Below are 25,982 nucleotides of genomic sequence, written 5' to 3'. Positions count from 1 at the left end.
TCTCCTCTTGCGGTTGATCTGTTCACAGAAGTCCGCCTTACAGTTTAAAATCCTCGGTCCGCAGTGTCATAAGCTCCTGCTTGCCGGGACTGTTATGCTCGTACTGATTAAGCAGCCTTACCGCCTGGCTGCGGATCGCTTTCTCGATCGCGTTGCGCACATATCGCGCATTGCTGAAGGCATGCGGGCTTTCATCTTTCTCCAGCATCACATGCTGCTTTAATTTGAGTATCGCCTGCGGCATCAAAATGTAGTCCCGTTCCTTCGCCATCAGCTCGGCAATCTGCACAAGCTGGTCGATGGAGTAGTCGGGAAACTCGACCTGGATCGGAAAGCGGGATGGCAGACCCGGATTGCTCATGAGAAAATAATCGATCTCGCTGGAATATCCGGCCAAGATCAGCACGAACTGGCTGCGGTGGTCTTCCATCGCTTTGACCAGCGTATCAATCGCTTCTTTGCCGAAGTCTTTATCGCCGCCCCTGGCTAGGCTGTACGCTTCATCAATGAACAGGATGCCGCCCAGCGCCTTTTTGACGAGATCCCGGGTCTTTTGTGCAGTATGTCCGATATATTCACCCACAAGATCGGCCCGCTCCACCTCGATAAGATGTCCTTTGGTCAGCACGCCCATACGCTGAAACAGTTTGGCTACGATCCGCGCAACCGTCGTCTTGCCGGTACCCGGATTTCCTTTAAACACCATGTGATACGCCTGGCCGCCGCTTACCAGACCCGCTTCACTGCGCATTTGGGCAACCTGCAGCAGGGCGTATATCTCGAATACAAGCTCTTTAATATTGTCCAGACCTACCAGCGCGTCCAATTCGCTGCCGATCTCCTGGAAAAGGCCGATCTGGGCGCTATTCTTGGGAGCCGACGACTCGCTGATTGCCGATGTTCCGCTTACCGCCGGGGTATCGTGATTGCGAAGTACGATATTGATTTGCCGCGATGGTCTGCTTTCGTCCCGCCCGCTTGAAGCTGCGCTGCGTATGTTCATGGGTTCACCTCGTTACTTAAGGCTGAGTGTTCTACTCAAGTCTATTCCCATGTTCCGGGCGTTATTAGCAGATTCGCCATTTTCCCATTACAGACTCAGAATGCCTGCTGAAGCTTCCATTTTGTGTAGGCCAATATTTCCCTCGTTTTATACTTGGCCATCGACATCGTCTGTGAATCGGTCAGTCCCAATTCGGGATTAGCATATCCAAGCTCGGTGGCAATTTCCAGCGCCCTGCGCCCATGAAACGTATGGGTGATTACCACCGCAGTGGACCAGCCCTTTTGGCGCATGATTTCCCGGCTGTACAGCAAATTTTCGTAGGTGGATGTCGCTTTGTTCTCTACGGCAATCGCGCCGTCCGGAACTCCTCCGGCAATCAGATAGTTGCGCATTCCCTGGCCTTCCGTATACGAATATCCCGGTTTATCAAGGCCGCCGGTAACGATAAAATGGGAAAATACACCCTGTTTATACAGCTTCATCCCGTAGTCAAGCCGTTCCTTCAGCCCGGGACTTGGCTCGTCGCCCCACATCGCCATGCCGAGAATAATGCCTGCATCCGCCTTATTTATCGGAGAAGTCGTTTCGGCTCTATTGATTAGGGTCAGCACATAAGCGCTCCAGATCAGTCCAGCTGCCAGCAGTGCGACAAGCGTAAGGAGCAAAATCCGTCTGAACCGCCATTTCCGGCGGCCTGTTACCGCCCGTATCGGCGACGAGCCTCCTACAAACCTTTCCATTTACGATTTCCTCCTGAATTCTCCATGGTGAAACAATTCAGCGCGATGCTTCAGGGAAAGGGTGAAATAAGGAAAGGCATGGGCGTCAATCCCGCGCATAATATTTCTGGCGGTACTCCAGGCCAAATTGTAATCGCTATCCGAAATATCACCCCGTTCGAGCGCTTCCTCCAGCTCATCTTCATCCAGAAGAAACACTTCGCCGTTCCAGAGAACCACCACATCCAGATACAGATCATCGAACCAGGGAACCCCTTGATCGGTAACACCCTGAACCTTGCAGGTATCGATGTACCACTGGATAATATTTTGCCGTTCGTCAAACATCGCCGTAACAATATAATGACTGTCTTTGGGAAAATACTGCAGCCACGAATATCCCTTGTCCGCAATGCGGTATGTATGCCGGCCATAGCTCTTCCACAGCGGCTCCTTCAATCCGTAAATCGTGTAAAGGGTGATGTATCCGCTGAATTCCCGGCTTTCCACATAGCGGCAGGCAAATTGGCGGCGCGTAATCCGGCGCCAGTTGGCCCGGTCTCCGAATTTACGTTTCATATAATAACCCTCTCCATTATGGTGTCTTCAGCTTACCACATTTAGGAGGCGCACTCAAAATCTCATGTCTGTAAAAAAGAAAAACTCCGGTGAGCCGGATCTTCCGTAGGCAACGGAAGGTCCGGCTCACCGGAGCGGTGTTTCTAAAAAGCATTCGCCGACTTGCCGTGACTCTTCTCCTTCTTAACCGAACCGACATCGGGAGCAGACGCCGGATCGGTTCCATTGTCAGGAACCTCAGCACCGGCGGGACTTACGGCTGGTAAAGGAGACGAAGGCGGCGTGGAGTCCTGCTGCGCCGGAGTAGGCGATGGAGATGGCGGATTCTCCGGACCTCCCGGGTTACCGCCGCCTCCGTTCCCGTTCCCGTTCCCGTTTCCGTTTCCGTTCCCATTCCCGTTACCCGAGCCCGGTTCGCCTCCTGCGCCGTTATCTCCGTTTCCGTTCCCGCCCTCGCCGGGCGAATCCGTAGGAAGACCGGGCTCAACCGATGGCGTCGGTTCGATCGACGGCTCGGCACCCTCGATGAGCACCGATACCGTGTTGGAAGGATCGCTTTCCACTCCCTGATTCGGATAGTATGCCTTCACGTAGTACTCATAGGTCAGGCCTGCCATCGCGCTAAGGTCAGCTGCGCCTGGCGTCAGCGTACTGATCAGCTGAGTGAAGTCTCCTTCCGAGGTCTCTTTGCGGTACACCCGGTATTCCGCTCCCTCAGTCTCAACAGGCGACCAAGCAAGGTTGACGGTTCCGGTCGAGGAATCGTACTGGGCGGTCAGACCGCTGACAGACTGAATCTGATCCGGCTCCTTGGAAGGCTCCGGAAGATCAATATTATCCGGTTTCGGGAACGATTTCTCCGGATAATTCTTCACGACTTCCTCCATGACCTTACCCCAAAACGTGGCGGCCAGCGGACTGCTGTTCTTCAGCAGATGCTTCCGGTCGGGATTGTCGTATCCCATCCAGACCGCTGCCGTAAGCTCCGGCGTGTAGCCGACGAACCAGACGTCGCGGTTGGAGTCTACGCCTTTGTAGCCGCTTTGGGACGTACCGGTTTTACCCGCGACAGGACGGTCGATTCTCGCTTTTCTGCCTGTACCGCTCTGCACGACCTCCTGCATCATCTCGGTCAATTGATAAGCGGTGCTCTCCTTCATGACGCGTTCGGGGTTCGTGTCCGCCTTATAAACCGTTTCGCCCGTGCTGTCCGTAATGGACTTGATCGCATAAGCCTGCCGTAATTCACCACCGTTGGCGAACGCGGTATAGGCCTGGGCCATCTCCAGAGTATTGGTGCCTTTGGACATGCCGCCAAGGGCGAGCGACAGGTTTTTGTCATCATCCTGGAGGCCGATGCCCATTTTTTTGGCAAAATTGAAGCCTGTGCGTACACCGATCTGGTCAAGGAGCCACACGGCCGGAATATTTTCCGATTTCGTCAGGGCTTCGGTCATGCTGATGGTTGACGAATACCCGTGCAGATTAGTCGGACAGTAATCGCCAAAGCACTGCTTTTCGTTGCTGATCTGCGAGTGAATCGTGAATTGGCCCGATTCAAGCGCCGGGGCGTACGATACGATCGGCTTGATCGACGATCCCGGCGAACGCCGGCTGCCGGTAATACGGCTGTAGCCTTTTTTCTCGTAATTACGTCCACCCATAAGAGCGATAATGCTGCCGTTCTCCTGGTTCATGATGACCATCGAACCCTGCACCGGCTCGTCGTCGACGCTTTTTTCGAAATTGTCGCTATCGGCAAAAGCGCTCTCGACCACCGTCTGCGCGTCCTTGTCCATGGTCGTGTAAATTTTGTAACCGCCTATGTTGAGATCGTCTTCGGTAAGTCCGAATTTGTCTTCGGCTTCGTCGATGGCGTAATCGATAAAAGCCTGATATCTCTGCTTGCTTGCCGGCGGCTTGTAGTTGTAGTTGATATCCTTGGCCTCGCTCATTTCCTCCTGCGTAATATACCCCTGATCATTCATCAGCTGAAGGACAACCGCTCTGCGTTCCTTGGAAAGTTCAGGATTGCGGAGTGGGTTGTAACGGGAAGGACCCTTGGGCATCGCCGCCAGCGTTGCAATCTGCCACAGCTTCAGCTTGCTCAGGTCGCTGACACCGAAATAGTGCTCGGACGCGGCCTTGATGCCGTAGACTGTACCCCCGAAGTTGATCCGGTTGAGATACAGCGTGATGATCTCATCCTTCGTATACTGACGCTCCAGGGCCATGGCGATGGACATCTCCGTCGCTTTACGGAAGAATGTTTTATCCCGGGTCAAAAAGATGTTCTTGGCCAGCTGCTGCGTGATCGTGCTGCCGCCTTCGACCATACTGCGGGCGACGACGTCTTTGACGGCCGCCCGCCCGATCGACCAAAGATCGACTCCTTTATGCTCGTAAAATCGTTTGTCCTCAGTCGCTACAAAAGCGTCCTTGATGATCTTGGGAATCTGTTCGCTCTCGACCGGTTCGCTTTTTTCCAAAGCCAGTTCCCCGATCTGGTTCGCGTTGCGGTCGTAAATCTTGGTCGTTTCGTTGACCGTCAGCTTGCCCTCGTTCTCATTAAGCAGCTTCTCTCCATTGATGGTGATAAACAGATAACCGCCCAGCGCGCAAAAGATAGCCAAAGCCGTTGTAAAAAAGAGCGTCCACAACACGCGTTTGCGGGTCAGCCTTTTCTTCTTCTTCGGCTTGGGCGGTTGGCTGCCGCCTCCCCCTTTTCTATGGCGGTTCGACCGTAGTATTTCGTCATTCGACATGTTGCCTCCTGACCCCCCTGATGGCTGCCCCATTAAGCGGAGCCTTGCCTCCAAAGCGTATTATAAACACTTTGCGGGGACCCCATATTATATATTTTGTAATCTCAATGAAAAAACAACCTTATTCAGGTTGCTCTCTCACCCTTCTATTCAAACGAATCATAAGCAAAAAAGTTTCGCTTCGAACACATTCTGGCGTATTGGCGGAATTATTCTTCGGAAGCGTTGTCCTGCATCAGGGATACGCTGCGCTGCGGCGTAAACGTTGAAATCGCATGCTTGTACACCATTTGCTGGCGTCCGTCGCTGTCGATCACGATCGTAAAGTTATCAAACGCTTTAATAATTCCCCGGATTTGAAAGCCGTTGGTCAAATATACTGTAGCAGGGATATTTTCTTTGCGAAGTTGGTTCAAGAACGTATCTTGGATGTTAATGGACTTGTTCATATGCCGTACCCCCAATGGTTCAATTAGATTGTTCAGAAGTATATTCAAGACCTGAAAGAAACTTTCCTGCTATTATATCACGTAATTTCTCAAAATTCCCGGAAAAGTTTCCGCCGTCGCCGACATCAATCCACTGAATATCCTTCATGTGGCGAAACCACGACAGCTGTCTTTTGGCAAAACGCCGCGTATCGCGCTTAAGAAGCGTCACCGATTCTTCCAGCGTCATTTCTCCCTCGAGATAGGCGGCGATCTCCTTGTATCCGAGCCCCTGCATGGAAACGAGGTTCCGGCCGCAGCCGCGTTCCATCAGCCTCTTCACCTCTTCGACCAGCCCTTCCGCCAGCATTTCGTCGATTCGCTCTTCAATACGGTTATATAGTATTTGCCTGTCCATTGTCAAACCGATGAGGCAGAGGTCGTAGGGTGACTCCGGTTTTTGCGCTGCCGGAGACTCGGAAAGCGGCGTATCCGTCTGCCGGTAAATCTCCAAAGCCCGGATAATCCTCCGCCGGTCGTTCGGATGCAGCCGTGCGGCGCTGGCAGGGTCAACTTCGGCAAGTCTCGCGTGCAACGCCAGCGCGCCGTGTTCCTCCGCAAACTTGTCCATCTCCGCACGGAACGCCTCGTCGGCAACAGCCTCGGAGAACCGGAAGCCGTAGCAGAGTGACTCGATATACAAGCCCGTCCCTCCCACAATGAACGGCAGCTTCCCTCTGGCGGAAATCTCGCCGATCAGTCTGCGGCCTTCAGTCTGAAATTCGGCTGCCGAGTAAGGCTCCGCAGGATCGAGGATATCGATCAGATGATGGGGGATGCCCTCCATCTCGGACGGCTTGATTTTGGCTGTTCCGATATCCATACCACGGTATACCTGCATCGAATCGCCGGATATAATCTCCGCATGGTATGCGTCGGCTATCGAAAGGCTTAAACGCGTCTTGCCGACCGCTGTCGGACCAAGCAGCACCAGCACCTTCGGTTTAGCTTCTTTGGTCAATTGTGATCACCCCGTACGATGTTTTGGTCCCCGGGCGAAGCAGCTCCGCGAACCCGAGCCGGCCGAACTCGCCGCTGCCTCTTTTCTCTTTCAGCACCACTGCTTTACGCGCCGCCCGAACTGCTTCCGACACGCTCTCCGCCGACAGCGAGTCGCTGTTGGCGTAGGCGCGGAGCGGAGATATGCCCGCCGAATCCTCCAGAGGCTCACGGAACATCGGATCGAAATAGACGATATCCACGCTATTGTCCGGAAGGCTCCGCAGGTAGTCCAGGTGATTGCTGTGGACGACATTTATCCGGCGCAGCGCGGCATCTACTTCCACGAGTCCTGAAGCGTAGTGGGCCATTCCTTCCGTCAGCAGGGCATACAGCGGCAGGGAACTCTCCAGTGCGGTAACACTGGACCGCTCTCCCCCGTGGACGGCAAACAGCAGCGCATCGGCACCAAGCCCCGCTGTGCAGTCGAGCACACTGTCGCCGGGAACCATTCCGGCAGCCTCCAGCATGGGGTCGCTTTCACCCTTTAATACCCGCTTCGCGCGGACAAATCCCATGCTGGGATGAAACTGAAGCTGAGGCCGGTCCGGCCTCAGCAATCGCACGCCTTGAAGCAGCACAACGAGCGCCTCTTCGTCACCATAGCGCGAGAGAAGCTTGGACATAGATTGATTGCCGCGCGGCGCGTAGGGAACGCCTAAACGCTCCGCCAGACGTTCCGCACGAGCGGCAACCTCGGTTAGCGGGCGATCGCCCGTAGTTATAATCATGCTGCCTCCGTATATTCTACCAGGATACTTAAATCTGTATATTTAATTAATGGCATTTATTGTTTATCACATGACCCGCTTGAACAGCTTCTCCAAATCATAGGCCGAGAAGGAGATGACAATCGGTCGTCCGTGCGGACAGGTATAAGGCTGGCGGCAGGCCGAAAGCCTGGACAGCAGGCTCCCGACTTCCTGCTCCGTCAGCTTCTGATTCGCCTTGATCGATGCTTTGCAGGAGCATAGAATTGACGATTTCTCGCGCAATTTGGCAAGGTCGATATTCCTCTCGCCAAGCACCCATTCCGCCATATCCTCAACGATTTCCTTCTCCTCACCTTTCGGGAACCAGTAAGGAAGTGAACGGACCAGAAACGTCTGGCCGCCGAAATGCTCCAAATAGACGCCGGCCTGCTCGAACCACTGCAGACGCTCGCCGAGCAGCCGGCTTTCCGAAGGGGTAAATTCCAGCGTAATCGGCAGCAGCAGCTCTTGTGAGGCTTCGGCCGGGCGGCCGAACTTTTCATAGTAATACTCGTAATTGATGCGTTCATGCGCCGCATGCTGATCGATCAAGTACAGCCCTTCATCGTTCTGGGCAATGATGTAAGTGCCGTGGTGCTGGCCGATATAGTTCAACTCGGGGAACGGCGGCAGACCTGCCGCCTCGCTTCCGGCCGGAGCCCACAGTTCTTCGGTTCCAGGGAGAGACTGCCCCTGGCGGGCGGCCGTTCTGGCATCGGGTCGGTATCCCCCGTATGCCGCGCCGTCGCGCAGCTGCGGCAGGGATGACCCCGTATAAGATGCGCTCCGCTCTCCCCCGCGCGTCTTGCCGGGGGACCTATCATCATAAGGAGAGGAGGGCGAATATGCTCTTGAGGCGGCTGCTTCGGCCGCGCCGGTCGCGATTCCCGAAGCCGACTCCCTGTCACCGTAGGTTCCAGCTTGTCCCCCACTATCCTCCGGTGCCGTTCGTCCTTCCGCCTTCGCTGCAAATTCGTCCTCACCCGCTCTTGGGGCGGAAGAACCGGGAAGGCCGGTTGCGTTCTCCTTCACTCCATCTTCCGAACCCGGAAAATTCGGAGAAGCCTTCGGGAAGGCAAATTGCTCCTGAATGAAAGAGGTGCTGCCTTTCGGGCCGATCGTCTCCCTGCCGGGCCGGGGGATCAAATTTTCGCCGAGCAGAGTTTTGCGAATTTCCTGCTCCACTAGCTGATACAACTCGGGTTCCTTGCTGAACCGGACCTCCAGCTTGGCGGGATGCACATTGACGTCCACAAGCGAAGGGTGCATGTCCAGCTTCAGGACCAGCAGCGGATAGCGGTTGATCGGAAGCAGCGTATGGTATGCGCGCATGATGGCCGCGTTCAGTCCGTTGCTGCGGATATACCGGCCGCCGACGATCGTTGTAATCGCGTTCCGGTTGGACCGCGTCCATTCCGGACGGCTGACATAGCCTGAAATCCGGTAATCGGGATCTTCCGCCTGCACCGGCAGCATCGCTTTGGCGGCGGATGTGCCGTAAACGGCCGCAATAACCTGGAGCAGATCACCGTTGCCAAGCGTATGCAGCAGCTGGTTGCCATTATGATGCAGCGTAAAGGAAATCCCGGGATAGGCCAGCGCCATCCGGTACATAGCGTCGGAGATATGGCCGAGCTCCGTCTGGATGCTCTTCATGTATTTCAGTCTGGCTGGCGTATTGTAGAACAATTCCCTGACGGTCATCTCGGTTCCCCTGCCGTGGGCGGTATCCTCATTCGCCGTCAATTTGCCGCCTTCAATCTCAAGCAGCCGTCCCCGGCCGTCGTCCGAGCTTGCCGTCATCAGGGACACTTTGGCTACGGCGGCGATACTGGGCAGCGCCTCGCCCCGGAAGCCGAGGCTTGTGATTTGAAACAAGTCGCGGCCGTTATCAATTTTGCTCGTGGCATGGCGGTAGAAGGCGGTCTCGCAATCCTCGGGTTCGATGCCCGAACCGTTATCTTTAACCCGGATGCTCTGCAGCCCCCCTTCCTCTACAGCCACTTCGATCCGGGTGCTGCCCGCGTCGATGGCGTTCTCCACAAGCTCTTTCACCACCGAAGCCGGTCTTTCCACCACTTCCCCGGCGGCAATCTGGTTGGCAATATGCTCGTCCAGCACATGGATTTTGGCCATTTCCATTCACCTCCGATTCCGTAATAGCTCTATTTCAATTTGATCTTCATCTTCAAGTCATTCAATAATTGCATCGCCTGCAGCGGCGTCATATTCATCAAATCCGCTTCGCCGACTGCGGCCATAATATCGTCCGCCACCGAATGTTCGCGCTGGCCCGCAGCCGATTTGCGTCCGCGCCGCGGCTCCTCGTCGCCGAAGATGGAGAGCTGCACCACTTCGCCGCCTTCTTCCAGACGTTCGGCCAAATGCACGGCCGTCTCCCGGCGAGCAAGCTCGGAAGCACCTAAGATCCCTTCTTGATGGGATGGGGCATCCGAGGCGGAACCGGCAACGAAGCGGGAACTCGGCTCGAAGAACGCTCCCAAATCATCCCCGGACGCAGCGGTGACTTCTCTGACGCCTTCCGCTTTCGGCCCCCCTGCCGCCGGTCCGCCGTGCTCTTTAGCAGTGGATACCGGTTCTGCCGTTTCATGGGCTGCAGCTGAATGCTCGATATGCTGAAGCAGGCCGTAGGCTCGATCAATAATACTGCCGGGCAGCCCAGCAAGACGCGCGCAGTAAATCCCGTAGCTGCTGTCCGCCGCGCCGGGGATCAGCTTACGGAGGAAATTGACCTTGTCTCCGCTCTCCTGCACTGCCATAGAATAATTGCGCAGGCCGTTCAGAGTGTCTTCCAGATGGGCCAGCTCATGAAAATGCGTAGAAACAAGCGCCTTGCAGCCAATGTGATGGTGCACGTATTCGATGACTGCCTGGGCAATCGCCATGCCCTCGCCGGTCGAGGTTCCCCGGCCCAGTTCATCAATGATGATCAGGCTGCGCGGCGTCGCTTTTTCGGTCATGAGTTGAATGTCGGCCATTTCGACCATAAAGGTGCTTTGGCCGCCGATCAGATCGTCAGCCGCTCCGATCCGGGTGAAAATCCGGTCGATGACCGGGATTTCCGCCTTGTCGGCTGGAACGAAGCATCCCACCTGCGCCATAATGCAAATCAGGGCTACCTGACGCATATAGGTGCTTTTTCCCGCCATATTCGGTCCGGTTATCAGCAAAATCCTTCCGTCATCCTGAACAAGACTGCTGCCGTTGGCGATAAAGGAAGCGTCCTTCAGCACCGCCTCGACAACGGGATGTCGCCCGCCTTCGATCTTCAGGTCATAGCCCTCGGAAAGCGTCGGTTTTACAAAACGCTGCTCCGCGCTGACCGCAGCGAGGCTTTGGTATACGTCGATTTCGGCCACTTTTTCCGCCAGACTCTGAAGTCTCGGAATCTGAGAGCTTAACCGGTCGCGCAGCTCGCAGAACAGGCTGTATTCGAGATCGGTCATTTTGTCCTGTGCTTCCAGAATCAGGGCTTCCTTCTCCTTCAATTCGGGAGTCACGAAGCGCTCCGCGTTGGTAAGCGTCTGCTTGCGTTCATACCTTCCTTCCGGCAGGGACGCCAGATTGGAACGGGTAATCTCGATGTAATAGCCAAACACCTTGTTGTATCCGATCTTCAACGATTTGATTCCGGTAGCCAGGCGCTCCTTCGCCTCAAGCTCCGCAATCCAGCGTTTGCCGCTGCTGCTCGCTTCCCGAAGCTCGTCCAGCCGGGCGTGGCAGCCGGGCCGGATCAATCCGCCGTCGCGCACGGATACCGGAGGATCGTCGACAATCGCCGCTTCGATGTCCCCGCGGAGGTCGGCGCATTCGTCTAGCGTTTCGCCGATTTCCCGCAGGGTGGACGAACCGGAAGCCTGGCACAGCTCCTTAAGCGCCGGGATCTGCGCCAGCGACAGCTTCAGGGCATTCAGATCGCGGCCGTTCGCGCTCCCGTATGCCACCCGTCCGGTAAGCCGCTCCAGATCATAGATCTCTTTCAGAGCCAGCCGCAAATCTTCGCGCACAATGAACTGGTTGTACAAATAGTCGACGGCCTCAAGCCGCTGCTCGACCTTGGCGCGCTGCAGAAGCGGCTTGTCTATGCGCCGCCGGAGGAGCCGGGCCCCCATCGATGTCTCCGTACGGTCGAGCAGCCAGAGCAGCGAGCCCTTCTTGGAACGTTCCCGAACCGTCTCGGTCAACTCCAGATTCCGCCGGGTGAAAGGGTCCAGAATCATATAATTCCCCGGCTCATACGGGGAGATTTGACTGAGCTGTCCGAGCGACCGGCGCTGTGTTTCGCCAAGGTACGAGATCAGCAGCGCGAGGCACTGGGCCCGCTCGCTTTCCAGCCGCGCCCAGGCCGTTTCGCCGAATTGGCGCCGCGCACCGGCTTCATCCTTCTTCTCCCATGGAGTATAGACGACGGGCTTCGCTCCCGGCAGCGTCTCGGTCCGGACGATCTCCAGCAGCGAGCCGTCCCCGATGATCTCAGCCGGCTCGTACAGGCCGATTTCGCCGCGCAGCGTATCCCCGCCCGAAGGCGAAGAAGTCACATACAGCTCACCGGTCGACAGATCACAGGCTGCAAGTGCCGTCATCCCTTTTAGTTCGGTGACACAGACCAGATAATTGTTGCTCTTGTCGGTCAGCGTCTTGCCTTCCATCACCGTTCCGGGCGTCACGACGCGGACGATATCCCGCCGCACCATGCCCTTGGTTGTCGCCGGGTCGTCAAGCTGTTCGCAGATCGCGACTTTGTAGCCTTTTTCAATAAGTCGCTGTATGTAGCCCTCGGCGGAATGGTAAGGGACCCCGCACATCGGAATGCGCTCATCGCCTCCACCCTCCCGGCCGGTCAGCGTAATTTCCAGTTCCTTGGAAGCCAGCAGGGCGTCGTCAAAAAACATTTCGTAAAAATCGCCCAGCCGGAAAAAAAGGAAGGCATCCTTCGCCCCTTCCTTCACTTTCAAATATTGCTCAATCATCGGTGTATAATTTGCCATCGTAAACCTCCAGGCCTTATCATGCTTATCCTCTATTATAACAGAAACCGTCCCGGCAAGCTTAAGCCGAAAGATGGTCACGAAACGGCGAGGTTCCGGCCGCAGCCGGAGATCCCCTGTTTGATGCGTGCAAAGTATCTTATCTTGAACACTCCCCTCCCTACGCTGAGGCTTAGAGAAGGAGATTCTTGGGTAGTCCCTTCTACCGAAGAGAAGTTTACCAAGCTAACCCTGCCGTTCCGTCAGTTCTTGTAAGAGCTACATCTCAAGGAGTCTTTGGCCTTCGGCCAGAATATTTAGACTTGCATTCAAGTCCCGGTCATGGCCGGTTCCACACGACGGACATGTCCATTTGCGAACGTTTAGATTCTTAACCTCTTGGTTCCGGTAGCCGCAGCAAGAACATAATTGGGAGGATGCAAAGGTACGGCTTACTGCGACCAATACCCTCCCGTACCATGCACATTTATATTCCAGCATCTGGCGAAACAGGGACCAGGAGGCTTCACTAATCGCCTTGGACAGCTTTCGATTTGTAAGCATATTGCGGACTGGCAAGTCTTCAATCGCAATCCTGTCGTGGTTATTGACGATGTGCGTGGAGACTTTATCCAGGTAATCTTTCCTTGCATTGCTGATGTCTTCATGTATCTGAGCTACTTTGATCCGCTGTTTGTTCCAGTTCGAGCCGCCTCTCATCCGGCGTGACAGCTTGCGTTGGGCTTTGGCCAATTTATTCTCCAAGGTGCGAAAAAATTTGGGATTGCCGAATACTTCACCACTCGACAGGACCGCAAAATCTTTAAGTCCCATATCAATGCCAACCTCGGAATGGGTTTGGGGAAGCGCCTGCACTTCCGTTTCCGCAAGCACGGAGACAAAGTATTTTCCTGAGGGATTACGCCGAATGGTGGCATGGAGGATGCGCCCGATCACTTCCCGGCTTTTGGCAAATTTTACCCATCCCAGTTTTGGAAGCTTGATGCGGCCGTCTACAATACTTACTCCGGGAGACTGGTTTTTCTTTTGGATTTGTGAAGTGTAGGATTGGACCGGGTTCTTCTTGCTTTTAAAACAGGGAGCGTCGTTCTGCTTTTCAAAATATCGTTTATACGCGTCTGCAAGTTGTTTAAGCGCCGACTGCAAGGAGGTGCTGTCTACTTCTCCCAGCCACGGCAATTCTAGTTTAAGGCAGGTTAATTCAGCGGAACATGCGCTGTAGGTTAAGCCTTTGCCTGTCTTGTGGAACGAATCTTTCCACCTCGCCAGAAAACGATTGTATACAAAACGGCTGCATCCAATCGTCTTGTTAATGAGCGTAGCTTGTTCGATTGTAGGATAGATGCGGAATTTGTAGGCTTTTTTGATCAACATAGACTGGGCCCCTCCGTTCACCTCAAAGTTTAACCGAACACAAGTTCTTGTTCAAGGAGTTTCCAGGAAAAAAGTTACTTCCAGGCGTGAGGGAAACCAAAGGAAAGCGTGGAACGCGAAAGCAACCGAAGAGGGGCACAAATTGGAGCTTAGGGGGAGTTGAAGATATCGGACAATTCAGAGGGCTTAAGACCCTCCCTTGTCCGAAGTCGATTCATCCCCTGCCTGCAGAGGTAGGGGTCTTCTCTCCTATTTCTGATAAATCCAAAGTGTTCGCTTAGAGCAAGAAGAAACGGCTTCACCGTCATCCGTAGAGGAGGCATCATTTCTCGTAGAAATATAAAGCTATTTTAAGCGTGAAACTAATAGATTCATATCTTCCAAAAAATTTCAATAAAATACCGCTCACCCGGCTTCTCAGCTGTTCGCTGGGTTGAAGCAAGCGCCGTTTCATGGCGCTTGCTCTCCGCACCACAACCCGCGGACATCGCGGGTTTCGTCCCAGGTTCGGCCCGCTTCGATGAGGCGCAGCAGCGGCTCAATGGCGTCCGCTGCGTCAGCGTAGCCCGCCAGCCCCCGGAGCTGCGCCTTCAGCGGCTCGAACGCGGCGCGCAGCGGCGGCTTGTCGCCGCGGTAATACGCGGCGTGCAGGTCGTCGCGGTCGAGCGGGCGCAGCGGCAGATCTTCGTAGCGGCTCACAATCAGGTGAGCCAGCGTGACCGCGCCCCGGGCGACGACCGGGGACACGAGGAAGCTCGGCAGGGTCCGGTACTCGAAGCCGCCGTGCGGCTGGAGCCGGAAATCGCCGAGCACGCCGTAGCGCGGACGCCGGCCTCCGGCCCGGGCGTCCTCCAGCAGCGCGATGGGCAGCGCGAGGTAGCTGTCCATCGCGCGCAGCAGCGGCGCCGTCAGCGTGACGCCGCTGAAGTGCAAGTGCCCGCCGAGGGCCCAGCCCCTCAGCGGCATGCCTCCCGCCCGCCAGCTTAGCGAGCGGTCGGCAATGAGCCGGTCCGCCTGCCTCGCGGCGGACCTCAGCTGCGCCAGCAGCGCGCGCGGTTCCCCGCGCGGCCGGGGGCGCAGCTCCGCCACCGGGAACGCGCCGCGCGTTCCCGGTGGTCCGGCGTCGCAGCCGGCGACGCCGTCCGCGGGCAAGTACCGCGACGCGGGCACGACGCGGCCGGTGGAAGCCCGGAGCAGGAGGAACTCCGGGTCCATGCCCATGACGAGGTCCGGCCGTCCGGGCCGCTCCCTCTCCAGAGCGCGGCGCAGCGCCGCTTCGGCCGAGCGGTAGGGCTCGGGAATCCGGCCGCCGGAGCCGGCTTCCGGCGGCTTGATTTCCTCCACCGCATACCGCCGCTCTCCCCTGGCCGCAATCAGCACTTCCCCGCTGTCCAGGCCAAGGCAGTACAGCGCTTTGGCGGCCAGGCTGCCCAGCCGCTTCGGCAGGCTTCCCCGCGCGAGAAAAGGAACGGCGGCGTTTTCAGCCGGGTCTCCCGAACGCTCGCCGTTCGAAGAGGATCGCGAGCGGGGACGGGCAGTGAGCAGCAGCGCCGCCGGCTTCATTCCGAGTCCCGCTCCAAGAGGCGTGATCTCCAGCGGAGCCAAATTGTGAACCTTGATCCGGTAGCGCTGGCGATAATGCTCTACTCCGGCGTTCTTCGCCCCGGCTATGCTTTCTTTGAAGCTACCCGGCTTCCCGGAACGGGCGCCGGACTCAATGCGGGCGTCTCCTCCGGAGGCAAGGAATGCTTCGATTCCGCTGCGCCGAAGCCGCCGTTCCCTGTCTTCGGGCGTCAACGCATGATAAACCTGAATTCCCTCGTTCATATACCGTCCTCCCGAAGCGCAAAGTTATGTTAACCGAATTCCCCTCTTGGCGCTCACCCGGACGGCTGGCGCCTCTTTCGCCCGAAAAAAAACAAAAAAAGGAGGGCATCCGCCCTCTACGCCGCTGCCCCCGATTCATATAATGGAACATATCCGCTCCAGCACATCCGCCAAGCCAGCGGGTCCGGTGCAGGCAGCCACCCATAAACCGGGCGGCGGCGTATCTTCCTTACAGCTCATCGTCCAGCGCGTCGGAGTCCAGGTCCTCGAAATCGAAGCCTTCGGCTTCAAAATCGTAATCCTTGTCTTCGGGATCGCTCTCCGCATCGCTGACGTATACGCGAACCTTGGTTTCAGCCACCAGCTCAGCCTCGAATTCGCGTTCGACCCGGATCGTTACGCTGCCTCCGCCCGGAGACACGCCAGCTTCCACACAGTTCGGCTCCTGCGTTGCCTCCGCAGAAACCTCGACGGTGGAAGCCCGGTGTTTCGGGTCGAGGTACGAGAGTGCAATCGGCTCCACATAGGAAACCGTTTCTTTCGCTACCTCGGTCTGCTTGTTTTTGTCATACGAGTACCAGATGTTGATATCGTAAGTACCGATCACCTCAATTCCGTTTCCGGCGGCAACCGCTTCGTATTGGTGGTTGATAATCCAAGCCCCCAAAATACTAGTCGGATGATGTGGCGGAGTTACGGTATGGGTTACGGTGGAGAACTTACGACCTTTGCCGCAAATCGCTTTCGTAATGATCTCCCTTGTTTGGCGTTTATGGCCTAATGACATCTTTGAACCTCCTCCATACAATCATTCACTATCAAGTGTATGCAGGGCGATGGCCCAGGGTGACAACTATTTTTGGATAAGTTAACGAATTCGAAAAATGATCAAAAACGCTTGTATTCGGCGCTTTTCGCTCGTTTAGCGCATAAAAAGAGACGGCCGTTTTCCGTAATGGGAGCACAGCCGTCTCTTTCGATTTTTCGGAAAATAGAAAATAAAGGATGAAGCAGACGCTATTGTCTGCCGGTCATGAATGACCGCGAAGCCATCTGCCGCCGGGCGACAATGGGCGCTTTATACTGTTTGGCGATTTTGAGATAAAGTGCAAGCTCGCGGCACAGTTGGAGAATGGCCGAACGAACCTCGAACTCTTCCCTCGAAGACGGCAGATTCATTTCCTGGAACTCCTGCTCCAGCGTGTTCAGCAGCTTCTCCGTTCTTCCCGTGTATTCTTCATTCAACACATCGTTGCTCAATTGCTCGAACAGCTCGGCGACCATTTCGCCATGGGGCAAATGCTGGTACACCTGAGAGAGGAGCTGAATCATATTCTGAATGGATTCAAGCTGCTCCTTACGCATGTAAAAGTAGACGTTCCAGGCCTCGTCCGGATGAATGACGCTGTTCTCCATCTCCCTTGCCGCGGCATTCAGGCCGCGCTGAACCGCGCTGCCCGCCTGGATCAGCTCTTTGCCGTCCCAAACGTACTGCGGATCATGCAGCGTGTTTGATATTTGCTTGAAAATAATGGAGAAGAGCCCGTCCACCTCTCTACGAATCCCGTACATCAGTTCACCGGTCTTCGGCATATAAATCAGGTTGACCAATCCCGCGGACCCGAGCCCGATCGCAAGCAGCTCCACCTGCTGGATCAGCACATGAATGCTCAGCTCGGCTTGTCCGAACACACGAAAGACGATAACCGAGCTTGTGACGATCCCTTCCCTAAAGCCTGCGCGCACGATCAGAGGGAAGCCGAACAGAACGAAGAGACAGAGTACCCAGTAATGGAAGCCGAGCAGCCAAAACAGCCCGCAGCCAAAAAATAGTCCGACCAGCGACGCGAAAAAGCGCGCCGTGATCGTCTTAACGCTTCTTTTCCGGGTAACCTCAACACCCAGAATGGCCAGCAGCCCGGCGCTCTGCGCATTCGGTATGCCCGCCGCGGCGGCCAGCAAAACAGACAGCAGCGTCGCCGCCGCCGTCTTGATGACGCGAAATCCCATGAAATTACCCCGCTTTAATAGTTTTGCGAAGCAAAGCTTGCTTCGAAGCCTCTACGCAAGTGTTGTTTAAGAGCACCCGCTCCGAACGCTCACGTTTGCCGATAAAATTCATGGTACTTGATTTTCTGAAAACACACAATACTTCCATGACATACTTCCCGGGCGTCTCACCGCCGGGACAACAGCACTTTCTCAATATATACGACCAGCTGATACATAGCTGTGGCGACAAAAGCGATGATAATCAGGCTGGACATCACGAGCGTGAAATTGAACACCTGAAAGCCGTATATGATGAGATACCCGAGCCCCGACTTCGCGACAAGAAACTCGCCGACAATAACACCCACCCACGACATACCGACATTTACCTTGAGCGTGGAAACGATGGCGGGGAACGAAGAGGGCAGAATAACCTTGAAAAATACCTGTCTCCGGTTCGCGCCGAACGATCTGACCACTTTGACCAGATTGGGGTCCACCCCGCAAAAGCTGTTGTAAACGACCAGCGTCGTGACAATAATCGTTATCGACAGCGTCGTGACTACTATAGAAGTGAACCCGGCTCCGAACATGACGATAAAGATCGGGCCGAGGGCCACCTTCGGCATGCTGTTAAAAACAACCATATAAGGATCAAGCACCGCCGACAAAAAGGGAGACCACCAAATTGCGACCGCCAGCAGCGTGCCAAGCAGCGTGCCGAGCACAAAGCCGGCCGCCGTCTCTCCCAGCGTAATCCCCAAATGATGCCACAGACTGCCGTCGGCCATATTTACATAGATCTGCCGAAACACTTTGGACGGATAGCTGAACAGCAGCCGATCGATCCAGCCCAGTCTGGCGGCTGTTTCCCATGCCGCGAAGAACAGCACAAGCAGACTCCCCTGGACGGCAAAAACCGCTCTTTTCCGGAGCCGTTTCGCCCGCTTGAATTCCTCATGACGGCTGCTAAGCCATTCCGAACGGGAAGCCGCAGTTCCGGTGTTCTCCGCTCCCGCTTTATTCACAAGCATTCCCCTCACTTTGCTCTAGCCTTCGATCTTCCCGGCTGTACCCTCAATCTTGCCCGCAAGCTCCATCTCCTTCCACAGCTCATGGAACAGCTCCGCAAATCCGGGCTGATCGCGTGCATAGAGAGGCGGGGTATTCGCGATTCGATCCGGAATCTCGAACACCCGGCGGATTCGGCCCGGGTTCCGTTCCAGCAGTATGACACGGGTGCTGACCGCGATCGCCTCCGACAGATCATGTGTAACGAGGACAGCCGTCTTTCCGCGCCTCCGCAGCGTTTCCGCCACCAGATCCTCCAGCTGGAGCTTGATTTGATAGTCCAGCGCTGAGAACGGCTCATCCAGCAGCAGCAGACCCGGATCGGTCGCCAGCGTCCGCACGAGCGCGACCCGCTGGCGCATTCCGCCCGAGAGCTGGCCCGGGTAATAATGCTCTGTTCCTTTCAGCCCCATATCCGCGAGCAGCTCAAGCGTCTTCTTCCGGCCCGCTTCGTCCAGGCGGCCGGTCAGTTCGAGACCCAAAGCCGCATTGCCCAGTATGCTGCGCCAGGGTAATAGATAATCCTGCTGAAGCATATAGCCGACTTCCGGAGAGGGGCCGCTCACGGGACGGCCGTTCACATGCACTTCGCCCCGTGAGGGCGGGAGCAGCCCGGCGATAATCGACAGCAGCGTCGTTTTGCCGCAGCCGCTCGGTCCGACCAGACTGACGAATTCGCCGTCTCTAATCTCAAGATTCAGATCCTCCACCGCAAGGGAAGCTTCCCTGTCACCCAGATAAGCGTGCGTGACCGATTTTAATTCCACAACCGGCGGCATACAAGACCCTCCTTTAGGAATGGCGTTCAGGGTGCAAAAAAGCGATTATTCTCCGCTCCCCGCCTTCTCAGCAAACGTGTTATTCACAATCTTGGACGCCGGAACCCGTTCTTTCAGTTCTCCCGCGTTTTCCATCACATCAAGCAAATTATTCCATTCCTTGTCGTCGATGACCGGATTCAGTGCGTAGGTATCCTGTTCCTTATAGCGTTTAATCGCCGAGACGACGATGTCGCGGTCCGTATTTTCGAAATAAGGCACGACCGCGCCGGCAATTTCCTCTGGACTGTGCTTTTTCACCCAAAGCTGGGCTTTTTGCAGCGCATTGGTGAACTTTTGCACCGTGTCGCCATTTTTCCCGATAAAGCTGCTCTTGGCCATAAATACCGTATACGGCAAATAACCGCTCTCTACCCCGAATGACGCGACAACCTTGCCCCGGCCTTCCCGTTCAAAGATCGACGCCTGCGGCTCGAACAGCTGCACGTAGTCCCCGGTTCCCGAAGCAAACGCGCTCGCGATATTCGCAAAATCGATATTCTGGACCAGCTTAATGTCGGCAGCCGTGTCAATCCCCTTCTTTTTAAGCGTGAACGCGCCGGCCATCTGCGGCATGCCGCCTTTTCTTTGGCCGAGGAATGTCGACCCTTTGAGTTCGCTCCAGTCGAAATTCGGATGGTCCTCGCGGGCGAACAGGAACGTGCCGTCTCTTTGCGTCAGCTGAGCGAAATTGATGACCGGATCATCCGATCCCTGCTGATACACGTAGATCGACGTTTCCGAGCCGACCAGCGCAACGTCGATCGCCCCGGAGAGCAGCGCCGTCATCGTCTTGTCTCCGCCGGGGATGGTCTGAAGCTCGACATCCAGCCCCTCCTCCTTGAAAAATCCCTGCGACAGCGCCACATATTCGGGTGCATAAAAGACGGAACGCGTGACTTCGCCAACCTTCACCTTGACCGTTTCCGATTTACTGCCGCAACCGGCAAGCAGCGAGACGGCAAGCCCGATCGCCAGCAGCAGCGCTGCTAATCTTGTTGTTCTACCCATATTGCAAATTTCTCCTTTCTCCCAAGGGTTACCCCTTCTTGATCTAAACCGCTTCGAAGCGAAAGCCCCGCTTATAGTGGGATTATTTAAATATATGCGGGTGCCTATGGTTTGGTTAATATAGGGGGAGATACTGAAGCGATTTTTAGTCACGCCGAATTTGCTTCGCCGGTCATTTTGCGGCTACAAGCGGTTTCAAATGCAGTAACCATCGGAGAAAAGCGGCGCTGAACTGCTCCTTGCCAACAGGCGCCGCCGACATCCAATCCTCTTCACTCCCGCAGCTCATGCGCAGCAGCCATCCGCATGAAAGGTCTGCAAGGAATGACGCATACTGAAAAGACCAGCCGCCGCAGCTTCTGGAGCAAATCCGCAGCTCTCCTGTCAAATGCCGGCTTTTCACGCTTTGGGCAAACAGGGCGGACAGCCCGGAGTCGCCTGTCGCCGCCTCCATTTGCCGGCTCAGTTCGCTTAGGGAGCTGAAGGCCGCCTTCTTTCTGATTTCATGGTACTCATGTCTGGACATCAGAAGGGCTGGACTGTCCCCGCAGCTTGTTTTCGGCAGGGAAATGCCGTCCAGCAGAAGGGTGCGAACGCCTTCCAGATTATCGGCTTCCTTCAGCTCATAGGAGGAGCTGGCCGATGTTTTATGGCAATCTACGATTATTTTATCCTTGCTCACATATACAAACAGATCGTTCTCCGTACCACCGCTGATGTAATGCAGGCGGCACATCCGTTCCGTTTCTTCCGTCAGTTGGAGCAGCTCTTTTTCCCGGGGCTCCTTCCCGCCTTCAGGCATCAAAAACCGCGATAATTCCTTTGACTCATCTTCGTACACTGCGATCGGTTCCTTCCGGTATCTGAAATAGAGACGCCAAACCTTTCAATTCCGGCGAAAATATAGCAATCTTTATGTTATCATAAGCTAATTTTAAGGTAAAATTAAGAAATAACGGGTAATATCTATATCATGAAATAACTGTAACGAGGTGATTTCAAATGAAAATGCTGATTACATTCCAGAACAAGCTCGTACCCGTATATTTTACTACGGAAAATAAGCAGCCGACACAAAAAGTGCTCAGACTGTTGACCAGCACGCTTGAACTCAAAATCAACAAAGGTAAAAATGCTCTCAAAAAATGTTTGAATTCTTTGATCAGTATCGAAATTAAAGGCTCCGAGGCCATTTTGCACAGTTATAGCGAAAACGATTCCCTGGCACTTTCCCTCTATTAAATGGTGCTGGCCCGGATGTTCTTTCCAGCAGCAAGTAAAGGGGGTGTCCCAAGCAGCCATTTCATGGCTTTTGGGACACCCCCTTTTTATTTAGGCCCTTCAAGTCTCTGCGCGAGCACGGGCGTATCATCCTGTCTTATGGTTGTTCTCCGCCTTTTCCGCCCGTTGAATCCGAAGCTGAAACAGCTTAACCAAATTGATTCTCGTCTGCTCGTGACAGTTGTCCAATTTTTTAATAATAAAACGGTCAATGGACATGTCAAACGCTCCTTTAATCGTTCTGCAGGGAGTGCAGGAGAACATTCCCTGCCCGCCTTGTATCCCCTATTTACCCACCCTATCGCATTTTAAACGGGCCGTTTGGCGCCCAGTATGCGAATACAGCCTCCATAATATAGGTCAATTGGCCGGCTCCATTTGCCCGTCTTCTATATATTGACACTAGCCATGTCAAAAAAACGCTCACATTCAAATATGTTGAGGGGCCGATACGGAAGAAATCAGAATGTAGGCCGGCAAAAAAATTTGAATTTTTTTTGTCTTTTTCTCCCACTCGAACATCTGCCCCCCCGATCGGTCCCAAAATGGATAGACCCTTGGATAAACTCTATTGGGTCAATCCTCCGCTTCCCTCCGCCAACCGTATTTTCGGGAACGCGAGGAAGCCGTTTTTTGCACGGAGCCGGCCCCGCTTTTCCGCTTGGATTTGGCCTCCTTGGCGGTTTGATACTGAAGCTCGCGCTGAGTTTTTCGGTAGCTCTGCAGCCGTTTCTCCTCAAGCTCCCCGCTGCTGACCGCCTCCAGAACGGCACAGCCCTCTTCGCGTTCATGACGGCAGTCCGCATACCGGCAGCGCTCTGAAAGCTGCCCGATATCGGCGAATGCGAGATCCAGCCCGCCGTCGTCCTCCCACAGCTGTAGCTCCCGCATGCCGGGGGTGTCGACGATTACGCCTCCGTCCGGCAGAAGAAACAGCTCGCGGCGCGTCGTTGTATGGCGGCCTCTGCTGTCATCCTCCCTTACTTCCCGGGTAAGCTGAAGATCGGCGCCGCAGAGCCAGTTGACGAGCGTCGATTTGCCGCAGCCCGAAGACCCGGTTAGAGCGACCGTCTGGCCTTCCCCGACATAGGGCAGCAAGGATTCGCGCCCGCTTCCTAAATGCGCGCTGACCGCATGCACCGGAACACCGGGAGCGGTCATTTCCATCTCCGCGATTTTAGATTCCGGATCATGGCATAAATCCGCCTTGGTGAGCAGGATAACCGGCGACGCCCCACTGTTCCAGGCCATAATGAGATACCTCTCCATACGCCGGAGATTGTAGTCATCATTCAGCGCGCTGACCAGAAACAGCGTATCGATGTTGGCGGCTACGATCTGTTCCCGCGGCTGTGATCCTGCCGCCTTCCGGGAAATAACGCTCCGGCGGGGCAGCACGCCTTGAATGATAAGATGCCCGCCGTCCGCCTTTTTGACCGAGGTCCAGTCGCCGACAGCAGGGTATTCGCCGAAGGTCTCCAGGGTGTGCCGGAGCCTGCCCGAAAGTTCCCCCCACTGCTCTCCGTCATCCGTCCGTATCCGATATTTGCTCCCGAAATCTCCGACAATCCGCCCGGGAATGAGAGTTTCTCTTTCCGTTTCGTGTATTGTCATGCCGCTCCATTGATTGATCCAATATTCATTCCATCCGTATTGCCGTATCGTCATGCGATACCTCCATTGTTTGATTATTCTTCTTGCACAATCTTTCATTCTTCTGAACCGGGAACCGCGCATATTAGCTGGGATAACAGCCGCGTATAACGCAAAAAGCCCGCCGGAACTTAAATCGTTCCGGCGGGCGGAGAGAGGCAGGGTCCCTTTACTCAAGAGACATCTTGACCTATCGCCTTGCGTATACAGCGGCGGGTCCAATGGACGCCTAATCGCTGTGAACGCGCATATGCGGTCAGACTTCTCCGAGTCTAATCGGCATATGCAAAAAAGCCGCCGGAACCGATACGGTCCCCGGCGGCGCTGACAATCAACAAAAAGTGCGCGCTTACGCTGCGGCGTCTACCTACGCCCGCAGCCTGTTCCCGGAAGACACGTATCCTGAGCAGTAACAACCGACAAGACCCAAGCCGTATAAACTGTCATAATACATCCTCTCCTTCCGGTAATTTATGGTGTCATCATAAACGGGAGAGAGTCCCGCTGTCAACCCTGAGCCAGCCTATTTTACAAAATACTGCGCAGCTCGTGGAGATCATCGATGGTCTTCCAGGGCTTCACATCCAGCTTGTCGTTCCACGGATGGTTGCGGCGGAGCCAGATTCCCTTCATTCCGGCGCGCCCCGCGCCCCAAATATCGTTCACGGGATGATCCCCGATGAACACGGTCTCTTCCGGGCCGTAACCCAGCTTGTCCAGCGCCAGGCGATAGATGGCGGGGTCCGGCTTGCTGATTCCGGCTTCGCCGGAAATCACGATCGATTTGAAATGGCTGCGCAATCCAAGAAAATCGATTTTCCCGTGCTGGATGTCGCTTTTTCCGTTCGTTAACAGACCAAGCTCATAGCCGCGCTCCCTCAGAAACCCAAGCGATTCGACCGCATGCTTCATCAGCGCGCCATGACCTGAATAATTCAAGTCGTAAAATGCGCGGATCTCTGCAGGCGAAACGGATTCCCGCCAAGGCAGAACCTCGCTCAGTTCCCGGAAAAATCCGTCCTTGTCCCGATACCCGTCGGCATCCCTGACTATGATATCTTCCACGATTTCCAGCTGCCGGTCCGGCTCCAGATGGCCGAGAAAATGAGAGACAAACTGCGTGCTGAAGCTTCGAAAGGTGCTATCCCTGTCCATAAGCGTATTGTCAAGATCAAACAGCAAAGCTTTTACGGTTTCCATACCTGATTCCCCTTGCTTTTCTTAATGCGTAGAGTCGCCCGTAAGCGGGCTTTCAGGAACCATTGTACTATGGCGCTTTACTCTAAGTGAAGACCGTTTCGCAAAAAGGGTGAATCAGGAGCGTTCTCATACTTTCCGAACAAAATCATTGGCATTTAACGGGATGCGCCGATGATTCCTTAAACTGACAAGGAAATAAACAACCGGCAAGCTCAGAAGCACGCATCCAGCGGCAATCATTCCGCTCACATGCCCGTATTGATAGGCGGCGCTCCCCACCCATGAGCCGAAGGAACCGCCAAGATAATATCCAACCATATAGAGTGAATTTAGACGGCTGTGATGTGCCGGATTCAGGCGGCTTAAACGTCCTTGGTTTAAAGTCATGTTCATTCGGGAGCCTACATCAAGCACAAAAGTGACGGCTATGAGCACTGATACATGATACCAACCCATGCCTAATAGTACAAAAGAGAATATCATCGTCAGCAGCGCAGCCACATTCCACCCGCGAGCATGATTGCCGTCCGACAGCCGGCCTGCGAAACCCGCTGCCAAGGTGCCTGCGATTCCGATGACGCCGAATGTTCCGTTGATCCCGTTCCCGAAATGATAAGGCGCGCCGTTCAGAATAAATGAAAGGGGGACCCAGAAGACATTGAAGGCGGCAAAGGCGGCCGCGCCGAAAAAAATCGTTTCCCTCAATACCGGCTCCTCCCTGAGCAGGGGAACCATTGACCGCATGATTTGTATGTACGAACTTTGCTTCCGGATCGAATCTTTCGGCAGCTTCATAAACAGATAACCGGCTAACAGCAATAAAATGCCTCCTGCAATCAGGTGTACGGTCCGCCAGTCATATAGTTGTCCGATCCATCCACCGGCCACACGGCCTACCAGCACCCCGAGGAAGACGCCGGTTAGCAGCCTTCCCGTTACCGCTCCTTTTTTTGCCGAATCCATGTTTGAAGAAACGAACGGAATAATGAGCTGCGCCGCAACCGTGCTGAACCCCAGGCCAAACCCGGCAATCAGCAGAAGCCTGAACGAAGGCATAATCGTCATTGCAACCAGCCAAAAAGCCGACAGCAGCAGGCTGGCAAGAACCAGCTTTCGTCTGTCAAAGCGGTCGCCAAGCGGAACGATAAATAATAAACCGAGCGTGTAGCCCACTTGAATGACCGTGAACAGTAATCCTGATTGATTCGGATGAACATTAAAACTATTGGCGATATCCGAAAGCAAAACCTGATCATAATACAAATTGGCAACGGCAAGCATGCACACAAAGGTAAGCAGCCATTGCAGAGCTACAGGGAAATGCTTAAGCTTTGCGCCAGATTCCATGGCAGATCATCCTCTCTACTTGTATACGACCCAGTGTATAATGAACTCTGGACGGTAAGAAGATACGCGTGATCCTAGGATTGGCGGACCT

At 55.0% G+C, this 25,982-nt stretch carries 22 protein-coding genes; 1 reads left to right on the top strand and 21 read right to left on the bottom strand.

Annotated features, from left to right (window positions below; genetic code table 11):
• Positions 1 to 37: 37 nt before the first annotated feature.
• The 17 genes from EH198_RS02185 to EH198_RS02105 all read right to left on the bottom strand — a co-directional run bounded on the left by EH198_RS02185 (position 38) and on the right by EH198_RS02105 (position 21,251).
• Positions 38 to 1,003, bottom strand: coding sequence for an AAA family ATPase (locus tag EH198_RS02185; RefSeq protein WP_124693910.1), 966 nt, complete (start codon positions 1,001 to 1,003; stop codon positions 38 to 40).
• A gap of 95 nt (positions 1,004 to 1,098) precedes the next feature.
• Positions 1,099 to 1,746: a YdcF family protein gene (locus EH198_RS02180; protein WP_124693909.1), complete on the bottom strand. Its 648-nt coding sequence runs from the start codon at positions 1,744 to 1,746 to the stop codon at positions 1,099 to 1,101.
• Entirely contained in the window at positions 1,747 to 2,304 is a 558-nt protein-coding gene (locus tag EH198_RS02175) for a ribonuclease FAU-1 family protein (RefSeq protein WP_124693908.1), read from the bottom strand. It abuts the gene before it with no gap.
• A gap of 143 nt (positions 2,305 to 2,447) precedes the next feature.
• Positions 2,448 to 5,069 carry a transglycosylase domain-containing protein gene (locus EH198_RS02170; protein ID WP_124693907.1) on the bottom strand — a complete coding sequence of 874 codons (2,622 nt, stop codon included), beginning with the start codon at positions 5,067 to 5,069 and terminating at the stop codon, positions 2,448 to 2,450.
• Positions 5,070 to 5,278: 209 nt separating this feature from the next.
• Positions 5,279 to 5,518 carry an RNA chaperone Hfq gene (gene hfq / locus EH198_RS02165; protein ID WP_025335243.1) on the bottom strand — a complete coding sequence of 80 codons (240 nt, stop codon included), beginning with the start codon at positions 5,516 to 5,518 and terminating at the stop codon, positions 5,279 to 5,281.
• A 19-nt stretch (positions 5,519 to 5,537) separates the two neighbouring features.
• Complete coding sequence (gene miaA / locus EH198_RS02160; RefSeq protein WP_124693906.1) at positions 5,538 to 6,518, bottom strand: tRNA (adenosine(37)-N6)-dimethylallyltransferase MiaA; 981 nt, start codon at positions 6,516 to 6,518, stop codon at positions 5,538 to 5,540.
• Complete coding sequence (locus tag EH198_RS02155) at positions 6,502 to 7,287, bottom strand: class I SAM-dependent methyltransferase (RefSeq protein WP_124693905.1); 786 nt, start codon at positions 7,285 to 7,287, stop codon at positions 6,502 to 6,504. The genes miaA and EH198_RS02155 overlap by 17 nt, the downstream gene beginning before the upstream one ends.
• A gap of 66 nt (positions 7,288 to 7,353) precedes the next feature.
• Positions 7,354 to 9,444, bottom strand: a complete 2,091-nt coding sequence (gene mutL / locus EH198_RS02150; RefSeq protein ID WP_124693904.1) for a DNA mismatch repair endonuclease MutL — start codon at positions 9,442 to 9,444, stop codon at positions 7,354 to 7,356.
• A gap of 29 nt (positions 9,445 to 9,473) precedes the next feature.
• A complete protein-coding gene (gene mutS / locus EH198_RS02145) occupies positions 9,474 to 12,317 on the bottom strand; it encodes a DNA mismatch repair protein MutS (RefSeq protein WP_124693903.1) in 2,844 nt (947 codons plus the stop codon).
• 258 nt (positions 12,318 to 12,575) lie between these two features.
• The gene (gene tnpB / locus EH198_RS02140; protein WP_124693902.1) at positions 12,576 to 13,691 is read right to left on the bottom strand and encodes an IS200/IS605 family element RNA-guided endonuclease TnpB; all 1,116 of its coding nucleotides are present in this window, start codon (positions 13,689 to 13,691) and stop codon (positions 12,576 to 12,578) included.
• Between the two features lie 450 nt (positions 13,692 to 14,141).
• Positions 14,142 to 15,518, bottom strand: coding sequence for a putative amidoligase domain-containing protein (locus EH198_RS02135; protein ID WP_124693901.1), 1,377 nt, complete (start codon positions 15,516 to 15,518; stop codon positions 14,142 to 14,144).
• Positions 15,519 to 15,747: 229 nt separating this feature from the next.
• Positions 15,748 to 16,305 (bottom strand): outer spore coat protein CotE, encoded by a 558-nt coding sequence (locus EH198_RS02130; protein ID WP_124693900.1) that lies wholly within the window; start codon positions 16,303 to 16,305, stop codon positions 15,748 to 15,750.
• A 230-nt stretch (positions 16,306 to 16,535) separates the two neighbouring features.
• The gene (locus EH198_RS02125; protein ID WP_124693899.1) at positions 16,536 to 17,528 is read right to left on the bottom strand and encodes an aromatic acid exporter family protein; all 993 of its coding nucleotides are present in this window, start codon (positions 17,526 to 17,528) and stop codon (positions 16,536 to 16,538) included.
• 167 nt (positions 17,529 to 17,695) lie between these two features.
• Positions 17,696 to 18,544: an ABC transporter permease gene (locus EH198_RS02120; RefSeq protein ID WP_124693898.1), complete on the bottom strand. Its 849-nt coding sequence runs from the start codon at positions 18,542 to 18,544 to the stop codon at positions 17,696 to 17,698.
• Between the two features lie 15 nt (positions 18,545 to 18,559).
• Positions 18,560 to 19,360, bottom strand: a complete 801-nt coding sequence (locus EH198_RS02115) for an ABC transporter ATP-binding protein (RefSeq protein ID WP_124693897.1) — start codon at positions 19,358 to 19,360, stop codon at positions 18,560 to 18,562.
• Between the two features lie 45 nt (positions 19,361 to 19,405).
• Positions 19,406 to 20,410: an ABC transporter substrate-binding protein gene (locus EH198_RS02110; protein WP_124693896.1), complete on the bottom strand. Its 1,005-nt coding sequence runs from the start codon at positions 20,408 to 20,410 to the stop codon at positions 19,406 to 19,408.
• A 172-nt stretch (positions 20,411 to 20,582) separates the two neighbouring features.
• A complete protein-coding gene (locus EH198_RS02105) occupies positions 20,583 to 21,251 on the bottom strand; it encodes a hypothetical protein (RefSeq protein ID WP_124693895.1) in 669 nt (222 codons plus the stop codon).
• A gap of 161 nt (positions 21,252 to 21,412) precedes the next feature.
• On the opposite strand from EH198_RS02105, the gene EH198_RS02100 reads away from it, so the two are divergent.
• Positions 21,413 to 21,652, top strand: a complete 240-nt coding sequence (locus tag EH198_RS02100; protein ID WP_124693894.1) for a hypothetical protein — start codon at positions 21,413 to 21,415, stop codon at positions 21,650 to 21,652.
• Between the two features lie 126 nt (positions 21,653 to 21,778).
• Here EH198_RS02100 and EH198_RS25270 read toward each other — a convergent pair whose 3' ends face one another.
• The 4 genes from EH198_RS25270 to EH198_RS02085 all read right to left on the bottom strand — a co-directional run bounded on the left by EH198_RS25270 (position 21,779) and on the right by EH198_RS02085 (position 25,891).
• Positions 21,779 to 21,910: a hypothetical protein gene (locus EH198_RS25270; protein WP_281277982.1), complete on the bottom strand. Its 132-nt coding sequence runs from the start codon at positions 21,908 to 21,910 to the stop codon at positions 21,779 to 21,781.
• 357 nt (positions 21,911 to 22,267) lie between these two features.
• Complete coding sequence (rsgA, locus tag EH198_RS02095; RefSeq protein ID WP_124693893.1) at positions 22,268 to 23,359, bottom strand: ribosome small subunit-dependent GTPase A; 1,092 nt, start codon at positions 23,357 to 23,359, stop codon at positions 22,268 to 22,270.
• Between the two features lie 513 nt (positions 23,360 to 23,872).
• Positions 23,873 to 24,544, bottom strand: a complete 672-nt coding sequence (locus EH198_RS02090; protein ID WP_124693892.1) for an HAD family hydrolase — start codon at positions 24,542 to 24,544, stop codon at positions 23,873 to 23,875.
• A gap of 126 nt (positions 24,545 to 24,670) precedes the next feature.
• A complete protein-coding gene (locus tag EH198_RS02085) occupies positions 24,671 to 25,891 on the bottom strand; it encodes an MFS transporter (RefSeq protein ID WP_124693891.1) in 1,221 nt (406 codons plus the stop codon).
• Between the last annotated feature and the right edge of the window lie 91 nt (positions 25,892 to 25,982).

The sequence above is a fragment of the Paenibacillus rhizophilus genome, from assembly GCF_003854965.1.
GTDB classification, from domain to species: domain Bacteria; phylum Bacillota; class Bacilli; order Paenibacillales; family Paenibacillaceae; genus Paenibacillus_AQ; species Paenibacillus_AQ rhizophilus.
Note: the sequence above shows the minus strand (reverse complement) of the source record. Positions and strands in the feature narration are given on the sequence as shown.

Excerpts from the sequence above, each read along its gene's own strand:
- EH198_RS02185 (WP_124693910.1), bottom strand. The coding sequence starts at position 1,003 with ATGAACATACGCAGCGCAGCTTCAAGCGGGCGGGACGAAAGCAGACCA.
- EH198_RS02180 (WP_124693909.1), bottom strand. The coding sequence starts at position 1,746 with ATGGAAAGGTTTGTAGGAGGCTCGTCGCCGATACGGGCGGTAACAGGC.
- EH198_RS02175 (WP_124693908.1), bottom strand. The coding sequence starts at position 2,304 with ATGAAACGTAAATTCGGAGACCGGGCCAACTGGCGCCGGATTACGCGC.
- EH198_RS02170 (WP_124693907.1), bottom strand. The coding sequence starts at position 5,069 with ATGTCGAATGACGAAATACTACGGTCGAACCGCCATAGAAAAGGGGGA.
- hfq (WP_025335243.1), bottom strand. The coding sequence starts at position 5,518 with ATGAACAAGTCCATTAACATCCAAGATACGTTCTTGAACCAACTTCGC.
- EH198_RS02155 (WP_124693905.1), bottom strand. The coding sequence starts at position 7,287 with ATGATTATAACTACGGGCGATCGCCCGCTAACCGAGGTTGCCGCTCGT.
- mutL (WP_124693904.1), bottom strand. The coding sequence starts at position 9,444 with ATGGCCAAAATCCATGTGCTGGACGAGCATATTGCCAACCAGATTGCC.
- mutS (WP_124693903.1), bottom strand. The coding sequence starts at position 12,317 with ATGGCAAATTATACACCGATGATTGAGCAATATTTGAAAGTGAAGGAA.
- tnpB (WP_124693902.1), bottom strand. The coding sequence starts at position 13,691 with ATGTTGATCAAAAAAGCCTACAAATTCCGCATCTATCCTACAATCGAA.
- EH198_RS02135 (WP_124693901.1), bottom strand. The coding sequence starts at position 15,518 with ATGAACGAGGGAATTCAGGTTTATCATGCGTTGACGCCCGAAGACAGG.
- EH198_RS02130 (WP_124693900.1), bottom strand. The coding sequence starts at position 16,305 with ATGTCATTAGGCCATAAACGCCAAACAAGGGAGATCATTACGAAAGCG.
- EH198_RS02125 (WP_124693899.1), bottom strand. The coding sequence starts at position 17,528 with ATGGGATTTCGCGTCATCAAGACGGCGGCGGCGACGCTGCTGTCTGTT.
- EH198_RS02120 (WP_124693898.1), bottom strand. The coding sequence starts at position 18,544 with ATGCTTGTGAATAAAGCGGGAGCGGAGAACACCGGAACTGCGGCTTCC.
- EH198_RS02115 (WP_124693897.1), bottom strand. The coding sequence starts at position 19,360 with ATGCCGCCGGTTGTGGAATTAAAATCGGTCACGCACGCTTATCTGGGT.
- EH198_RS02110 (WP_124693896.1), bottom strand. The coding sequence starts at position 20,410 with ATGGGTAGAACAACAAGATTAGCAGCGCTGCTGCTGGCGATCGGGCTT.
- EH198_RS02100 (WP_124693894.1), top strand. The coding sequence starts at position 21,413 with ATGAAAATGCTGATTACATTCCAGAACAAGCTCGTACCCGTATATTTT.
- EH198_RS25270 (WP_281277982.1), bottom strand. The coding sequence starts at position 21,910 with ATGTCCATTGACCGTTTTATTATTAAAAAATTGGACAACTGTCACGAG.
- rsgA (WP_124693893.1), bottom strand. The coding sequence starts at position 23,359 with ATGACGATACGGCAATACGGATGGAATGAATATTGGATCAATCAATGG.
- EH198_RS02090 (WP_124693892.1), bottom strand. The coding sequence starts at position 24,544 with ATGGAAACCGTAAAAGCTTTGCTGTTTGATCTTGACAATACGCTTATG.
- EH198_RS02085 (WP_124693891.1), bottom strand. The coding sequence starts at position 25,891 with ATGGAATCTGGCGCAAAGCTTAAGCATTTCCCTGTAGCTCTGCAATGG.